The 16,229-nt window shown below is 68.1% G+C and carries 17 protein-coding genes; 11 read left to right on the top strand and 6 right to left on the bottom strand.

Translation table 11 applies throughout. The annotated features are described in order from the left end of the window. Window positions 1-14 precede the first annotated feature (14 nt). Together purE and A5680_RS01945 are read right to left on the bottom strand one after the other, a co-directional pair. Entirely contained in the window at window positions 15-527 is a 513-nt protein-coding gene (purE, locus tag A5680_RS01950) for a 5-(carboxyamino)imidazole ribonucleotide mutase (RefSeq protein WP_055405323.1), read from the bottom strand. Beyond that, complete coding sequence (locus A5680_RS01945; protein WP_082459990.1) at window positions 520-1,749, bottom strand: 5-(carboxyamino)imidazole ribonucleotide synthase; 1,230 nt, start codon at window positions 1,747-1,749, stop codon at window positions 520-522. Before A5680_RS01945 ends, purE begins: the two co-directional genes overlap by 8 nt. Window positions 1,750-1,846: 97 nt before the next feature. On the opposite strand from A5680_RS01945, the gene A5680_RS01940 reads away from it, so the two are divergent. Then, window positions 1,847-2,506, top strand: a complete 660-nt coding sequence (locus A5680_RS01940) for a GtrA family protein (RefSeq protein ID WP_055405325.1) — start codon at window positions 1,847-1,849, stop codon at window positions 2,504-2,506. Here A5680_RS01940 and A5680_RS01935 read toward each other — a convergent pair. Together A5680_RS01935 and A5680_RS01930 are read right to left on the bottom strand one after the other, a co-directional pair. After that, the gene (locus tag A5680_RS01935; protein WP_055405326.1) at window positions 2,461-2,979 is read right to left on the bottom strand and encodes a PH domain-containing protein; all 519 of its coding nucleotides are present in this window, start codon (window positions 2,977-2,979) and stop codon (window positions 2,461-2,463) included. The two genes, A5680_RS01940 and A5680_RS01935, sit on opposite strands and share 46 nt — an antisense overlap. A 10-nt stretch (window positions 2,980-2,989) precedes the next feature. Beyond that, window positions 2,990-3,793 (bottom strand): biotin--[acetyl-CoA-carboxylase] ligase, encoded by an 804-nt coding sequence (locus A5680_RS01930; RefSeq protein WP_067815549.1) that lies wholly within the window; start codon window positions 3,791-3,793, stop codon window positions 2,990-2,992. A 50-nt stretch (window positions 3,794-3,843) separates the two neighbouring features. Between A5680_RS01930 and A5680_RS01925 the strand changes: the two genes are divergently transcribed. The 7 genes from A5680_RS01925 (at window position 3,844) to A5680_RS01895 (ending at window position 11,208) form a co-directional block, all read left to right on the top strand. Beyond that, a complete protein-coding gene (locus tag A5680_RS01925; protein WP_055405328.1) occupies window positions 3,844-5,484 on the top strand; it encodes an acyl-CoA carboxylase subunit beta in 1,641 nt (546 codons plus the stop codon). After that, window positions 5,481-5,729: an acyl-CoA carboxylase subunit epsilon gene (locus tag A5680_RS01920; protein WP_055405329.1), complete on the top strand. Its 249-nt coding sequence runs from the start codon at window positions 5,481-5,483 to the stop codon at window positions 5,727-5,729. Before A5680_RS01925 ends, A5680_RS01920 begins: the two co-directional genes overlap by 4 nt. Then, complete coding sequence (locus A5680_RS01915; RefSeq protein WP_067815546.1) at window positions 5,726-6,367, top strand: nucleoside triphosphate pyrophosphatase; 642 nt, start codon at window positions 5,726-5,728, stop codon at window positions 6,365-6,367. The genes A5680_RS01920 and A5680_RS01915 overlap by 4 nt, the downstream gene beginning before the upstream one ends. Before the next feature lie 154 nt (window positions 6,368-6,521). Then, window positions 6,522-7,943, top strand: a complete 1,422-nt coding sequence (locus A5680_RS01910) for a serine hydrolase (protein ID WP_067815543.1) — start codon at window positions 6,522-6,524, stop codon at window positions 7,941-7,943. Between the two features lie 38 nt (window positions 7,944-7,981). After that, window positions 7,982-8,893, top strand: coding sequence for a class I SAM-dependent methyltransferase (locus tag A5680_RS01905; RefSeq protein ID WP_067815540.1), 912 nt, complete (start codon window positions 7,982-7,984; stop codon window positions 8,891-8,893). A 153-nt stretch (window positions 8,894-9,046) separates the two neighbouring features. Then, entirely contained in the window at window positions 9,047-9,976 is a 930-nt protein-coding gene (locus A5680_RS01900) for a class I SAM-dependent methyltransferase (RefSeq protein WP_067815537.1), read from the top strand. 11 nt (window positions 9,977-9,987) lie between these two features. After that, the gene (locus A5680_RS01895; RefSeq protein WP_067815535.1) at window positions 9,988-11,208 is read left to right on the top strand and encodes a peptidoglycan DD-metalloendopeptidase family protein; all 1,221 of its coding nucleotides are present in this window, start codon (window positions 9,988-9,990) and stop codon (window positions 11,206-11,208) included. A gap of 12 nt (window positions 11,209-11,220) precedes the next feature. Here A5680_RS01895 and A5680_RS01890 read toward each other — a convergent pair whose 3' ends face one another. Both A5680_RS01890 and A5680_RS01885 read right to left on the bottom strand, forming a co-directional pair. Continuing rightward, complete coding sequence (locus A5680_RS01890) at window positions 11,221-12,264, bottom strand: hypothetical protein (RefSeq protein WP_067815532.1); 1,044 nt, start codon at window positions 12,262-12,264, stop codon at window positions 11,221-11,223. 109 nt (window positions 12,265-12,373) lie between these two features. Then, window positions 12,374-13,357, bottom strand: a complete 984-nt coding sequence (locus tag A5680_RS01885; protein ID WP_067815529.1) for an NAD-dependent epimerase/dehydratase family protein — start codon at window positions 13,355-13,357, stop codon at window positions 12,374-12,376. A gap of 96 nt (window positions 13,358-13,453) precedes the next feature. On the opposite strand from A5680_RS01885, the gene A5680_RS01880 reads away from it, so the two are divergent. The 3 genes from A5680_RS01880 to A5680_RS01870 all read left to right on the top strand — a co-directional run. Further along, window positions 13,454-14,347, top strand: coding sequence for a sulfurtransferase (locus A5680_RS01880; RefSeq protein WP_055405331.1), 894 nt, complete (start codon window positions 13,454-13,456; stop codon window positions 14,345-14,347). Next, window positions 14,344-14,790: a SufE family protein gene (locus A5680_RS01875; RefSeq protein ID WP_055405332.1), complete on the top strand. Its 447-nt coding sequence runs from the start codon at window positions 14,344-14,346 to the stop codon at window positions 14,788-14,790. The genes A5680_RS01880 and A5680_RS01875 overlap by 4 nt, the downstream gene beginning before the upstream one ends. A gap of 99 nt (window positions 14,791-14,889) precedes the next feature. Then, the coding region (locus A5680_RS01870) for an acetyl/propionyl/methylcrotonyl-CoA carboxylase subunit alpha (RefSeq protein ID WP_231977541.1) at window positions 14,890-16,229 on the top strand (1,340 nt) is incomplete at its 3' end.

Raw genomic sequence — 16,229 nt, 5'->3', positions numbered from 1 at the left:
CCTCCTCTTTGCTACTAGCCGGTAACTTTACCCTGGCGCTGCTGCAGCGCCTCATCCTTGGCCCGCACGGCCTCGGCCAGCTGCTCTTGGAAGTCGGCGATCCGCGCCCGCAGCGCGGGGTCCGACGAGCCGAGGATGCGCACGGCGAGCAGGCCCGCGTTGCGGGCGCCGCCGATCGAGACCGTGGCCACCGGGACGCCCGCCGGCATCTGCACGATCGACAGCAACGAGTCCAGGCCGTCGAGCCGGCCCAGCGGCACCGGCACGCCGATCACCGGCAGCGGGGTCGCCGACGCGACCATCCCGGGCAGGTGGGCGGCGCCGCCGGCGCCGGCGATGATCACCTCGAGGCCGCGGCCGGCCGCGGTGCGCGCGTAGTCGAACATCACCTGCGGGGTGCGGTGCGCCGAGACCACCCGGACCTCGGTCGGGATGTCGAACTCCGCCAGCGCCTCGGCGGCGTCGGCCATCACCGACCAGTCGCTGTCGCTGCCCATGATCACGCCGACCCTGGGGGTGCTAGTCATGCGGATCCCATCCGTCCGTCCAAATCCCGTGTGACAACCAGTGTGCCGCGAGCTCGGCACGCTCCCGCAACGCGGGCAACTCCGCCACGTCGGTGCCGAGGAAATTGATGTGCCCGACCTTGCGGCCGGGCCGTTCCTCCTTGCCGTACAGGTGGACCCGGGCGTCGGGCATCCGCGCGAAGAGGTGGTGCAACCGCTCGTCGACGCTCATCGCCGGGGCGTCCCGCGCGCCCAGCACGTTGGCCATCACGGTCACCGGCGCCAGCGCGTCGGTGTCGCCGAGCGGATAGTCCAGCACCGCGCGCACGTGCTGCTCGAACTGGCTGGTGCGCGACCCGTCCATGGTCCAGTGGCCGGAGTTGTGCGGCCGCATCGCCAGTTCGTTGACCAGCAACTCGCCGTCGACCGTCTCGAACAACTCGACCGCGAGCACCCCGACGACGCCGAGCTCGGCGGCCAGCCGCAGCGCCAGCTGCTGGGCCTCGGCGGCCCGCGCGGGCGCCAGCTCCGGCGCGGGCGCGATCACCTGCACGCAGATCCCGTCCCGCTGCACGGTCTCGACAACCGGCCACGCCGCGCCCTGGCCGAACGGCGACCGGGCCACCAGCGCCGACAGCTCGCGGCGCAGGTTCACCTGCTCCTCGGCCATCACCGGCACCCCGTCCCCCAGGAAACTGGCCGCGATCTCGCGGGCGTGCGACGGGTCGCGGGCCATCCGCACCCCGCGGCCGTCGTAACCGCCACGGACCGCTTTCACCACCACGGGGCCGGCGATGCGCCGCGCGAAGGCGTCCAGTTCGTCGACGCTACGGATCTCGGCGTAGCGGGGCACCGCGGCGCCGAGGGCCTCCATCCGTCGCCGCATGACCAGCTTGTCCTGGGCGTGCACCAGCGCCTGCGGCGGCGGCGCCACGTTGACGCCCTCGGCGACCAGCTTGTCCAGGAGTTCGGTCGGCACGTGCTCGTGGTCGAACGTCAGCACGGTGGCCCCCGCCGCGACCCGGCGCAGGTCCTCGAGGTCGGCGTGCGAGCCGATCACCACGTCGGGCGTGACCTGCGCGGCCGACTCGTCGGGCGCGGTGGCCAGCACCCGAAGCGTCTGCCCCAACGCGATCGCGGCCTGGTGGGTCATCCGGGCAAGCTGGCCGCCGCCGACCATGGCGACCAACGGCGCTGCTGCGGGGGCGCCCCCCGCCGGGGGTGTACTCGGCACGGCGTTCATGGTGTCACGGCGCGCGCGGTGTGTTGACCGGCGGTGACACCGAATCGTTATGTACGATTTTGCGTCGATTTTGTGTCCGTCCGTACACTGACCACTTGTGCCCTTCGCCGAAGCCGCAATCGAGCGTATGCCCGGGTTTATTCAGCCCTATTTGCTGCGCCACCACGAACTGATCAAATTCGCCATCGTCGGCGGCACCACGTTCGTGATCGACTCGGCGATTTTCTACACGCTGAAGCTGACAATTCTGGACTACAAGCCGGTCACCGCGAAGGTCATCGCCGGCATCGTCGCGGTCATCGCGTCCTACGTGTTGAACCGGGAGTGGAGCTTCCGCGATCGCGGCGGCCGCGAACGCCACCACGAGGCGCTGCTGTTCTTCGCGTTCAGCGGGGTGGGGGTGCTGCTGTCGATGGCGCCGCTGTGGTTCTCCAGCTACGTTCTGCAGCTGCGCGAGCCGACGGTGTCGCTGACCGTGGAGAACATCGCCGACTTCATCTCCGCCTACATCATCGGCAACCTGCTGCAGATGGCGTTCCGCTTCTGGGCGTTCCGGCGCTGGGTGTTCCCCGACGAGTTCGCGCGCAACCCCGACAAGGCCCTGGAATCCGCCCTCACCGCCGGCGGCATCGCCGAGATGCTCGAGGACGAGATCGAGGGCGGCAACGTCACGCTGCTGCGCGCCTGGCGCAACCGGGCCGGCCGGTCGGCTCAGCTGGGCGACTCGTCCGAACCGAGGGTGTCGAAGACTTCGTGATACAGCAGCGCGTGCACCTCGCGCAGCCGCGGAATGTCGTAGAACTCCAACGGATCCTGTGACGCCGATTCGATAATCAGCGTCCCGGTGCGAAACATCCGTTCGGTGATCCGGTCGCGGAATTCCACGCTGTTGATCCGCGCCAGCGGAATATCGATCCCGGTGCGGGTCAGCACGCCGTGCCGAAACATCACCCGCCGGTTGGTCACCACGAAATGGGTGGTCAGCCAGGTCAAGAACGGCCACAGCGTCAGCCAGCCGACGATCACCAGCCAGATGCCCCAGATCACCCCGTAGATGATGTTTTTGGCCAGCTGCCCCCAATGCGTCGAGTTGAGGTACCCGGACCCGAACGACGCGAGCGCGGTGACCAGCAGCAGGACCACGACCGGCCAGATCAAGCGCTTCCAGTGCGGGTGGCGGTGGACGATCACCTGTTCGCCGGCGGCCAGGACGTTATCCGGGTAGCTCACCCGCCCGAAGCTACCGCAAATGCACCACGTCACCGGCCGAAACGACGACGGTTTGGCCGCCGGCCTCGATGCACAGCCTGCCCTGGTCGTCGACCGCGGTCGCGGCGCCGACGATTTCCTTGCCGCCCGGCAGGTGCGCCCGCACCCGGGTGCCGACGGTCAGGCTGCGCGCCCGATAGTCGGCGGCCAGCGCCCAGTCGGCCCCGCGTGCGGCGCGCCAGGCCACGATCCGCCGGCCCAGCTCGGACAGCAACCCGGACACCAGCCGGGTCCGGTCGGGCGCCGGCACGCCCAGGTCGAGCAGCGAGGTGGCCCCATCGATGCCGGCTGGAGCCTCAAACACGTTGAGCCCCAAGCCGATAACCACTACCGGCCGCGCCACCTCGGCCAGGATGCCCGCGAGCTTGCCCGGCGGGTCACCCGCCAGCACGTCGTTGGGCCACTTGAGCCCCACCGGGACGCCGGCGAGCAGCGGGGCCACCGCGTCGACCACGGCCACCCCGGTGGCCAGCGGCAGCCAGCCCCAGCCGGCCGTCGGCACGTCGACGATGCTGACGCCGACCGACATCGTGATCTGCGCCCGCGGGGCGGCCGACCAGCCGCGGCCGTGCCGCCCGCGCCCGGCGGTCTGGTGCTCGGCGATCAGCACGGCCCCGGCCACGTCGGTGCCCGACGCCGCTTGCGCCAGCAGGTCGGCGTTGGTGGAGCCGGTGTGTTCGACGACGTCGAGCCGGCGCCAGCCGAGTCCGGTGCCGATCAGCTCGGCGGGCAGCGCGGCCGCGTCGAGTGGCGCCGGGGGCTCGTCGGTGTCCATCAGGCCCAGCCTAAACAGCGCCCCCGGGGCTGCCGATAACATCGGATGCCATGACAAGCGTTACCGACCACACAGCGGAGCCGGCCGCCGAACACACCATCGACATCCACACCACGGCGGGCAAGCTCGCCGAGCTGCACAAGCGCCGGGAAGAGTCGCTGCACCCGGTGGGTGAAGAGGCCGTCGACAAGGTTCACGCCAAGGGCAAGCTGACCGCCCGCGAGCGCATCTACGCCCTGCTGGACGAGGACTCGTTCGTCGAGCTCGACGCGCTGGCGCGGCACCGCAGCAAGAACTTCGGCCTGGAGAACAACCGCCCGCTCGGCGACGGCGTGGTCACCGGTTACGGCACCATCGACGGCCGCGAGGTGTGCATCTTCAGCCAGGACGCCACCGTGTTCGGCGGCAGCCTCGGCGAGGTGTACGGCGAGAAGATCGTCAAGGTCCAGGAGTTGGCGATCAAGACCGGCCGCCCGCTGATCGGCATCAACGACGGCGCCGGCGCGCGGATTCAGGAGGGCGTCGTCTCGCTCGGCCTGTACAGCAAGATCTTCCGCAACAACATCCTGGCATCCGGTGTGATCCCGCAGATCTCGCTGATCATGGGCGCGGCCGCCGGCGGGCACGTCTACTCCCCCGCCCTGACCGACTTCGTGGTGATGGTCGACCAGACCAGCCAGATGTTCATCACCGGGCCCGACGTCATCAAGACCGTCACGGGCGAGGACGTCACGATGGAGGAGCTCGGTGGCGCCCACACCCACATGGCCAAGTCCGGCACGCTGCACTACGTCGCCTCCGGCGAGCAGGACGCCTTCGACTGGGTGCGCGACCTGCTGAGCTACCTGCCGCCCAACAACGCGACCGACCCGCCGCGCTACGCCGAGCCCGTCCCCGAGGGCGCCATCGAGGACAACCTCACCGACGAGGACCTCGAGCTGGACACGCTGATCCCGGACTCGGCCAACCAGCCGTACGACATGCACGAGGTGATCACCCGCATCCTCGACGACGACGAGTTCCTCGAGATCCAGAACGGCTACGCCACCAACATCGTCGTCGGGTTCGGCCGCATCGAGGGCCGCCCGGTCGGCATCGTGGCCAACCAGCCCACCCAGTTCGCGGGCTGCCTGGACATCAACGCCTCGGAGAAGGCGGCGCGGTTCGTGCGGACCTGCGACTGCTTCAACATCCCGATCATCATGCTGGTGGACGTGCCGGGCTTCCTGCCGGGCACGGGTCAGGAATACAACGGCATCATCCGGCGCGGCGCCAAGCTGCTGTTCGCCTACGGCGAGGCCACCGTTCCGAAGATCACCGTCATCACCCGCAAGGCCTACGGCGGCGCGTACTGCGTCATGGGCTCCAAGGACATGGGCTGCGACGTCAACATCGCCTGGCCGACGGCCCAGATCGCGGTGATGGGCGCGTCGGGCGCCGTCGGCTTCGTCTACCGCAAGCAGCTGGCCGAGGCGGCCAAGGAGGGCAAGGACGTCGACGAGCTGCGGTTGCAGCTGCAGCAGGAGTACGAGGACACGCTGGTGAACCCGTACGTCGCCGCCGAGCGCGGGTACGTCGACGCGGTGATCCCGCCGTCGCACACCCGCGGCTACATCGGCACGGCGCTGCGCCTGCTGGAACGCAAGATCAGCCACCTGCCGCCGAAGAAGCACGGGAACATCCCACTGTGAGCGACGAAAACGATTCCCAGACAACAGAAACCGCGCACGAGCCGCACATCCACGTGCTCAAGGGTCACCCCACCGACGAGGAGCTGGCCGCCCTGGTCGCCGCGCTCGGCGTCGTCGGCGGGGGCGTGCCCGAACCCCGCGAGCCCGAGCCCACCCGCTGGGGGCTGCCGGTGGACCGGCTGCGTTTCCCGATGTCCAACTACCAGCGGCTCACCATGCAGCAGATGACGCACATGAGGCATTGACCCGCCTGGTCCTGGGCTCGGCGTCGTCGGGTCGCCTGAAGGTGCTGCGCCAGGCCGGCGTCGATCCGCTGGTCGTGGTTTCCGGCGTGGACGAGGACGCCATCGTCGCCGGGCGGGGGCCCGACGCCGCGCCGGCCGAGGTGGTGTGCGCGCTGGCGACGGCCAAAGCCGAGCGCGTGGCGGGCGAGCTGGACGCCGCGGTAGCCGCGGATTGCGTTGTCCTGGGCTGTGATTCGATGCTTTACCTCGACGGCGAGCTGTGCGGCAAGCCCGGGTCCCCCGACGCCGCGGCGGCCCAGTGGCGCCGCATGGGTGGCCGGTCCGGCCGGCTGCACACCGGGCACTGCCTGCTGCGGCTCAGCGGTGCCGCGATCACCCACCGTGAAGCGCAATCCGCTTGCACCACAGTGCATTTCGCCACGCCCACGGACGCGGACCTGCGGGCGTACGTCGCCGCCGGTGAGCCGCTGCACGTGGCCGGCGGGTTCACCCTGGACGGGCTGGGCGGCTGGTTCGTCGACGGCATCGACGGTGACCCGTCCAACGTGATCGGCGTGAGCCTGCCGCTGCTGCGCGCGCTGCTGGAGCGGGTGGGCCTGTCGGTGGCCGGCGTGTGGGCGGCCAATCCGCTGGGCTAGCGGCTCGGGCCCACGCCGGCTGGTCGGGCAATGGGGCCCCAAGCGGGCCAACCGAATCCAGGCCCCAGCGCGCCGAGTTGGACTATATTGATCGCCATGCGGACGATACCGCCGAAGCCCAAGACAAGCTTTCCGCGCTAGTTCGAATCCGCCGATGACCTCGACAGAATCCAGGGACCACGCAGATCTCGGCGCAGCGTTCGACGAGCTCGATGCCAAGATCAACGCGGGCATGACGGCCCATGCGATTCCGGGCGTCGCGGTTGCCGTCTGGGCCGGCGGCCAGGAATACGTCAGGGGCTACGGGGTCACCAATGTCGACCACCCGCTGCCCGTCGACGGCGACACGATTTTCCGAATCGGTTCCACCACAAAGACTTTCACGGGCACCGCGTTGATGCGGCTGGTCGAGCAGGGCCAGGTGGACCTGGATTCACCCGTGCGCCGCTACCTCCCGGACTTCGCGGTGGCCGACGAGTCGGCCAGCGCCGCGGTGACCGTGCGCCAACTGCTCAACCACACCGGGGGCTGGGACGGCCGCAACGGCCAGGACTTCGGGCGCGGCGATGACGCGGTGGCGCGCTACGTCAACGCGATGACACGTTTACCGCAGCTGACCCCACCGGGAACCGCGTTCGCCTACAACAATTCGGCTCTCGTGGTCGCGGGCCGCATCATCGAGCTCATCACCGGGAAAACCTACGAGTCCGCGGCGCAGGCACTGGTGCTCGACCCGCTGCAGCTGCCCCACACCCGCTACTTTTCCGATGAGATCATCGGCCTGAACGTGGCGGCACCCCACAAGGTGGTCGACGGCAAACCGGTGGTCGATACCGGCTTTTGGGCATTCCCACGCAGCTGCAACCCCACCGGTGGCTTGATGTCCACAGCGCGAGATCAACTGCGCTACGCACGGTTCCACCTCGGCGACGGCACGGCGCCCAACGGCGAGCAGATCCTGAGCCGACGATCGCTGGAGGCGATGCGCTCGAACCCGGGCGCGGGCGGAACGCTTTTTGTCGAGCTGACCGGGATGGGCGTGACCTGGATGCTGCGGCCCTCCGCACAGGATGTCACCGTCGTCGAGCACGGGGGCACCTGGAAGGGGCAACGCTCCGGTTTCGTCATGGTGCCCGATCGCAACTTCGCCATGACCGTGCTGACCAATTCCGATGGCGGATTCCATCTGATCAACGAACTCTTCGCCTGCGACTGGGCGCTGCGCAGGTTCGCCGGGCTCACCAACCTGCCCGCCATCCCGCTGCACATGGACGCCGCCGACCTGGAGCCCTACGAGGGCCGCTACATCGCCGAGCAAGTCTCCCAAGACGGCACCATCGAGCAGACGGTCATCGACTTCCGGGCCAGGGACGGCCGGCTCGCCGGCACCATGGACATCGTCGGTGCCGAGCCGGATAGCGTCAAACTGGGCCTGGCCTTCTACCGGCCCGACTATGGGCTCGACCTCGGCCCCGACCACGAGCCCACCGCCAGTCGATCCAACTTCGTCCGCGGACCGGACGGCAACATCGCCTGGTTCTGCAGCCAACACGGGCGCCTGTTCCGACGGCAATAGCGCGGCGCCGACGAATCCAGCGGGGCTAAGGTGGGCTGATGTCGCGCACGGACGACGACAACTGGGATCTGGCGTCCAGCGTGGGTGTCACCGCGACCATTGTCGCGGCCGGGCGCGCGATGGCCACCAGGGACCCGCGTGCTTTGATCGACGACCCGTTCGCCGAACCTCTGGTCCGCGCGGTGGGCCTGGATCTGTTCACCAAGCTGATGGACGGCGAACTCGACATGTCGGCGATCGCGGACGTCTCACCGGCCGTGGCGCAGGCAATGGTCGACGGAAACGCGGTGCGCACGAAGTACTTTGACGACTACTTCCTCGACGCCACGGCTCGGGGTATTCGGCAGGTGGCGATCCTCGCGGCCGGGTTGGACGCCAGGGCCTACCGGCTGCCGTGGCCGACCGGAACGGTGGTGTACGAGATCGACCAGCCTCCGGTGATGGAGTTCAAGACGACGACCCTGGCGGACCTGGGCGCCGAGCCTTCCGCTACTCGGCGCGCCGTGCCGATCGACTTGCGCGCCGATTGGCCAACGGCATTGCAAGTCGCCGGCTTCGACTCGGCGGCACCGACGGCGTGGCTGGCCGAGGGGCTGCTGATCTACCTGAAGCCGGACGACCAGGACCGGCTGTTCGACGACATCACCGCACTCAGCGCGCCCGGGAGCATGGTCGCCACCGAATTCGTATCCAGCATCGTCGATTTCGGCGCTGATCGAGCGCGGACCATTTCCAACCCATTCCGCGACCACGGCGTCGACGTCGACCTGGCTTCGTTGGTCTACACCGGCCCGCGCAACCACGTCCTGGACTACCTCGGCGCCAGGGGTTGGCAGCTCGAAGGCGTGCCGCTGGCAGAACTGTTCCGGCGCAGCGGCCTCGACGAGCCCGCTGCCGACGACGACGACACCGTCTTCATCAGCGGCAGCCTGACCGGCCAGCCACGGTAACCAAACCCCGCGTCCCCCGATCAGGGGACGAAGCGTTCATCACCATTGCGGGCCGATCGGCGGAGTTCCGCCAGGCCGAATCTTCCTAAATTCGAAGTGTCCAAACTCGGCAGTCCCTCAGCCGGGGAGATCCCACGCCAGAAAGGCGGAACTGTGATGCGCAAAGACGGCGACAGCTGGGATCTGGCCAGCCATGTCGGCGCGACCGCGACGCTGGTCGCCGCGGGCCGCGCCCGGGCCACCAATTCGCCCGAGCGGTTGATCGAGGACCCGTTCGCCGAGCCGTTGGTCCGGGCGGTGGGTGTCGAGTTCCTTACCAAGTGGGCCACCGGCGAGCTCCGCGCGTCCGACGTGGACGAGCCCGAAGCGGCCTGGGGTCTGCAGCGAATGACGACCGATTTGGTGGCCCGCACGCGCTATTTCGATCACTTCCTTACCGACGCGACGGCCACCGGAATTCGGCAGGTGGTGATCCTGGCGTCTGGGCTCGACGCGCGGGGCTACCGACTGCCGTGGCCGTCGGGCACGGTGGTGTTCGAGATCGATCAGCCGGACGTGCTGCGGTTCAAGGCCGAAACGCTGGCACGGCTGGGCGCGGAGCCCACGGCGCAGCTGCGGATGGTGCCGGCCGACCTGCGCGACGATTGGCCGGCCGCGCTGCTGCGTCGCGGATTCGACCCGGCGTTACCGACCGCCTGGATCGCCGAAGGATTGTTCGGTTACCTCCCCCCGGAAGCTCAGGATCGCCTGCTGGACAACGTCACCGGTCTCAGCGCGCCGCGAAGCCGGATGGCCATCGAGGCGTTCGTGGGGTCGGCGGAGCTGGACTCCGGGCGGGTCCAGGAGATCATCCGCGGCGCGACTCGCACCTGGCGCGAGCATGGATTCGATCTGGACATCTGCTCGCTGAACTATCCCGGGGCGCGCAACGAGGTCTCCGGCTATCTCGACAACCGCGGGTGGCGGTCGACGGGGATCACGGCCGCGCAGCTGCTGGCCGATCACAACCTGCTCGGGACGCCCGGCGATGAGAACTCGCCCTCCGACAAGCCCAGCTACTACACTTCGGTTCTCGCTGCATAAAGGGGAACACATTGCGGATTCTGGCGGTCACGCGTGCCCAGAATGCCGGGAAGACCTTGGCCGAAACGCTGGACTCGCTGGCCACCTTCTGCGACGACATCTACGCGATCGACGACCGCAGCACCGACGACACCGCCGCGATTCTCGCGAACCATCCCGCGGTCACCAACGTTGTTCGGGCACGGGCAGATCTACCGTCCACACCGTGGCTGATCCCCGAGTCCACCGGGCTGGACCTGCTGTACCGGATGGCCGATTTCTGTCGCCCGGACTGGGTGGTGATGGTCGACGCCGACTGGATTTTCCACATTGACGTCGACATCCGTGCGGTGCTCGCGCACACGCCCGACGACGTCGCGGCGCTGATGTGTCCGATGGCTTCCCGCTGGGACGATCCGCAATACCCGGACATGGTGCCGGTGATGGGCACCGCCGAGGCGATGCGCGGGCCGTTTTGGCGCTGGTACCCGGGCCTGTATGCGGGACCCAAGTTGATGCACAATTCGCACTGGCCGGCCAACATCACCGAGCACGGCCGGATAGGGCAGCTGGACGGTATTCGCTTGACGCACAACGGGTGGTCGACGCTGGAGGAACGGATTTCGCGGGTCAGGCACTACATACGGCTCGATCCGGATTTCCGGCACAACTTCGGTGTGGCCTATGACCGCTCCCTGCTGTTCGGCTACGCACTCGACGAGGTCGACCTCCTCAAAGCGGACTACCTGCGGCGGGTGCGCGGCGACTTCGACCCGACGGAGCCGGGTGCGCGGCTGCCGATCGACGCGGAGCCACGCGCGATCGGCCGCGGGTACGGGCCCCGCGCGGACGGTTTCCATCCCGGTGTCGACTTCGCCGCCGACCCGGGCAGCCCGGTCTACGCCGTCACATCCGGAACTGTCTGCCGCGCAAGCGATGTCGATCAACTTCAGTCGGTGGTCATTTCCAACGGGGACATCGAAATCCGCTACGTGTTTCGTCCCGGTGATGACCGGCGTATCGCGGTCGGTGATCGGATAAGCGCGGGAACCCGCATCGGCAGCCTCGGCGCCGAAGACCAATCAACCGACGGCTACCTGCATTTCGAGACGCGGGTGGGCCGCCAACACGTCAACCCGCTGCGCTACCTGGGCAACATGGGGCTGCGGCCCTGGCCGCCGCCGGGGCGGCTGCGCGCGGTATCGGGCAGCTACCCGCCCGCCACACCGTGCACCATCACCGCCGACGAGTGACCTTGGGCGACCTCAACGCGGCGCGAGTGCTGTCGGTCGGCAGGCCGTGACCCGTTCCAGCAGAGCGCGGGCGGCCCGGATCGTCGAGCGGACCTCCTGCAGCAGTTTGGCGGGATGCTGCAGGTCCGTCTCGTGCAGTCCTTGGTAGCGGTCGATGCCAAAACCCACCGTCTCGATCCGGATTCCGAACGGCACGGTCAAAGTTCGCAGCGCGTCGAAGTTCTGATAAGGCACGAACGGCTGGCCGGTCACCAGTAGACAATTCGATCGCTGCATGTCGAGTGTCCGCGCGGTGAAGGTGAAGGTGTCCGCGGAGGTCGCGCGGCGGTTGTCCGGGTCCGGCGACGGTGCCTCGATCAGCGTCACGGGCAGCCCGAGGTCATTGCTGTCTTCGCCGAAGCGCCAGACCATCTGGCCCCGATGCGGGTCGCCGGCCCGCAGCCGCGCCCGCCGTACCACCTCGTGGGTGTCCATCCCGAACGCGTCCGCCGCGGCGGCCGCCAGCAGATCGAACTCGGTACGCGCGCCCGGCGCACAGGATGCGACCGCGTCGTCTTCGGACGGCAACAGCCGTCGAGAAGCGGCGGCCAGCACGATATGACCGACGCGATGCTTCTCAGCCAGGTCCCGCGCCAACCGGGCCCGGAGCAGGTTCGAGTAACGTGCGGTGCCGATCACCAGCATGTAGTCGAACGTTGTTTGCGTGGGCCATGTTTCGTCCGTCAGGCCCAGCCGTCGCGCCAGCGTCGTGATGGTGTCCAGTTGCCCATCTTCGAGGTCAAGCGGGGGGATCATCCATCGTGCCCCGCCGCCGGCGTCTTGGCAGTGCACCCGCTCGCCGGTGCGTGCCCTCGTCCGGCTCCGGTAGTCCCATACCGCGCTGAACTCGTCCAGGGCGGCCAACCGGGCTGCCAGATTGTCGTGCCGCGGGAAAACTCCGCCGAACATCTCAACCAACTGCGCCAGCGCGTCATGCGCACTCCACGCGTCGACCTCCCTGAGCAGCGGCGTCAAGAACTCGCCGCCGGGTGTCGACACCTCAGCCGGACCGTTCACTTCAATTCCGTGCTCCTCGAACGAGCCATGACACCATCCGCATTCAGTAAGCCTAACTGCGGTGAACTGTGTCCGGATGCGCCTTTTTCGGAAAGCGGAGATCGCGCAATCACCGTGGCGACAAGACGCCTCCGAACCCGTCGTGTTCGTAGGCGTACTGGGGCTGATCCTTCGCCCATTGGATATACCGGTCGATGCCTTCCCAGATACCGACTTGGGGCCGAAATCCGATGCTCTTCGCGAGTTCGATGTTGGCCGGGAAGCGAGCGACTTCGCCGGCGCGCGCTTCGCGGTGTGCGATCCTGGCGCCGAACTTTCCGGCGATGTATTCGACGATGTCCTTCACCCGGGTGTTTGTGCCGCTCGCGAAATTGATCGCCTGTCCGCGAAGCGCGGGATTGTGCAGCACGAGGTTGTATGCGCGGACGATGTCGCTGACGTACAGATAGTCGCGCGTTGACGAACCGTCGCCGAAGATCGTGAGGTCTTCCCCGTTGATGGCCTGCCGGACGAGTCGTGGAATCAGCGCACCGAATCGCCCGGTTTTCTGGCGCACCCCAAAGATGTTGAACGGGCGGACAATTGTGACGTCGAGACCGTAGGAGCGGTAGTAGGAATAGCACAACCGGTCGGCCGCCGCCTTCGAGGCGCCGTAGGGGCTGTTCGGTTTCAGCTCCGCCCTCTCGTCAAGAAGCTCGCCCTCCTGCAGATTGTGTCCGTCGCCGTACACTTCGCAGGTCGACACGTAAATCAGCCGATTCTTGTAGCGCCGGACGGCCTCCAGCACGCGGTAGGTGCCCATGACATTGGTTTCGAGAAAGCTCTCCGGTTCACCGAGAGACTGATCCACATTGATATTGGCGGCCAGATGAAAAACGACGTGGTGATCGCGCACCGCGCGATGCACGGTTTCCCCGTCGGTCACCGACCCCGAGATAAATGCCGCTCGCTCGTGCGAACGAAAGTCACTGGTGTTTCGGGTCGCACTCTTCGACGACGTATTCAGGACCGTCACCCAATGCCCGTCCGCCAGTAGCGACTCGGATAGATGACTGCCCTGAAAGCCCGCGCCCCCCGTGACAAGTATCTCCATTTGATTTGGCCCCTCGCGTTTGACGCAGTAATGGCCAGTTTAATCGATGCCGACGGCCCCAAACCCGCTTTCTGCGCTGGCGGTAGGCTCGAGAGCGTGGCCTTACCTCCCGATCCAAGCCCGACGCTGTCCGACTACGCCCACCCCGAACGGCTGGTCACCGCCGACTGGGTCTCCGCCAACCTGGGCACCCCCGGCCTGGTGATCGTCGAATCCGACGAGGACGTCCTGCTCTACGACGTCGGCCACATCCCCGGCGCGGTCAAGATCGACTGGCACACCGACCTCAACGACCCGAGGGTCCGCGACTACATCAACGGCGAGCAGTTCGCCGAATTGATGGACCGCAAGGGCATCTCGCGCGACGACACCGTGGTGATCTACGGCGACAAGAGCAACTGGTGGGCCGCCTACGCGCTGTGGGTCTTCACGCTGTTCGGCCACCCGGACGTGCGCCTGCTCAACGGCGGGCGCGACCTGTGGCTGGCCGAGCGCCGGGAGACCACCCTGGACGTGCCGACCAAGACCTCCACCGGCTACCCCGTCGTCGCGCGCAACGACGAGCCCATCCGGGCGTTCAAGGACGACGTGCTCGCCATCCTGGGCAGCCAGCCGCTGATCGACGTGCGTTCACCGGACGAGTACACCGGCAAGCGCACCCACATGCCCGAGTACCCCGAGGAAGGCGTGCTGCGCGGCGGCCACATCCCCACCGCCCGGTCCATCCCGTGGGCTAAGGCGGTCGACGAGAGCGGTCGCTTCCGCAGCCGCGCGGAGCTCGAGGAGCTCTACGACTTCATCGACCCCGACGACAAGACGGTCGTCTACTGCCGCATCGGCGAGCGGTCCAGCCACACCTGGTTCGTGCTCACCTACCTGCTGGGCAAGCCAGGGGTGCGCAATTACGACGGATCGTGGACCGAGTGGGGCAACACCGTGCGCACGCCGATCGTCGGGGGTGAAGAGCCGGGGACAGTTCCGGTCCGATGAGCCTGCCCGCCCCGCTGGCCGAGGTCGTGTCCGACTTCGCCGAAGTGCAAGGCCAGGACAAGCTGGCGCTGCTGCTGGAATTCGCCAACGAACTCCCGCCCCTGCCACCCGAATTGGAGGAGCGGGCCATGGAGCCCGTGCCCGAGTGCCAGACGCCGCTGTTCCTGCACGTCGACGCCAGCGACCCGGACCGGGTGCGGCTGCACTTCAGCGCGCCCGCCGAGGCGCCGACCACCCGGGGGTTCGCCTCGATCCTGGCGGCCGGTCTCGACGAGCAACCCGCGGCCGACATCCTGGCGGTGCCCGAGGATTTCTACACCGACCTGGGGTTGGCCGCGCTGATCAGCCCGCTGCGGTTGCGCGGGATGTCGGCGATGCTCGCGCGCATCAAGCGGCGGCTGCGCGAATCGGGCCAGAATTCCGGCACCGCCTCATCGGCCTGACGGCGCGGCGCTTAGACTTCCCAGTCAGTGTAAGAAACTCTCTTAAAGAAGCCCACGGCGGAAACACGTCCGCTTGAGATATGCCAAACAGGAGGCGCAGTGGCTAGTCACGCCAGCTCGAGGATCTCCAAAGTGCTTGTCGCCAACCGCGGCGAGATCGCTGTCCGGGTGATCCGCGCGGCCCGCGATGCGGGTCTGGCCAGCGTGGCGGTGTACGCCGAACCCGACGCCGACGCGCCGCACGTGCGGCTGGCCGACGAGGCGTTCGCCCTGGGTGGCCAGACCTCCGCGGAGTCGTACCTGGACTTCGGCAAGCTGCTCGACGCGGCGGCCAAGTCGGGAGCCAACGCGGTGCACCCCGGCTACGGGTTCCTCTCGGAGAACGCCGATTTCGCGCAGGCGGTCATCGACGCCGGCCTGATCTGGATCGGCCCCAGCCCGCAGTCCATCCGCGACCTCGGCGACAAGGTGACCGCCCGCCACATCGCCGCGCGCGCCCAGGCGCCCCTGGTGCCCGGCACCCCCGACCCCGTCAAGGACGCCGACGAGGTGGTCGCCTTCGCCGAGGAGTACGGCGTCCCGATCGCCATCAAGGCGGCGTTCGGCGGCGGCGGCCGCGGCATGAAGGTGGCCCGCACCATCGAGGAGATTCCCCACCTGTACGAGTCGGCGGTCCGCGAGGCCGTCGCCGCCTTCGGCCGCGGCGAGTGCTTCGTCGAGCGCTACCTGGACAAGCCGCGCCACGTCGAGGCGCAGGTGATCGCCGACCAGCACGGCAACGTCATCGTGGCCGGCACCCGCGACTGCTCCCTGCAGCGCCGGTTCCAGAAGCTGGTGGAGGAGGCGCCCGCGCCGTTCCTGACCGACGCCCAGCGCAAAGAGATCCACGAGTCGGCCAAGCGCATCTGCAAGGAGGCGCACTACTACGGCGCCGGGACGGTGGAGTACCTGGTCGGCCAGGACGGCCTGATCTCGTTCCTGGAGGTCAACACCCGCCTGCAGGTCGAGCACCCGGTCACCGAGGAGACCGCCGGCATCGACCTGGTGTTGCAGCAGTTCAAGATCGCCAACGGCGAAAAGCTGGACCTCACCGAGGATCCCACGCCGCGCGGCCACGCCATCGAGTTCCGGATCAACGGCGAGGACGCCGGCCGCGGCTTCCTGCCGGCGCCCGGCCCGGTGACCAAGTACGAGACGCCCAGCGGGCCGGGGGTCCGGCTGGATTCCGGTGTCGAGGCCGGTTCGGTGATCGGCGGCCAGTTCGACTCGATGCTGGCCAAGCTGATCGTGTACGGCGCCACCCGCGAGGAGGCGCTGGCCCGCTCGCGCCGTGCCCTCGACGAGTTCCACGTCGAGGGGCTGGCCACCGGTGAAGGGCTCGATGGTGTTGTTCCACTCGGTCTCGATCCAGCGGGTGTGCACCGAGAAGCCGTTCTCGT

This window comes from Mycobacterium sp. E2989 (assembly GCF_001667595.1).
In the GTDB taxonomy this organism is placed as follows: Bacteria; Actinomycetota; Actinomycetes; order Mycobacteriales; family Mycobacteriaceae; genus Mycobacterium.
The sequence above is the reverse complement of the archived record's forward strand: the minus strand, read 5'-3'. Positions and strand labels throughout refer to the sequence as shown.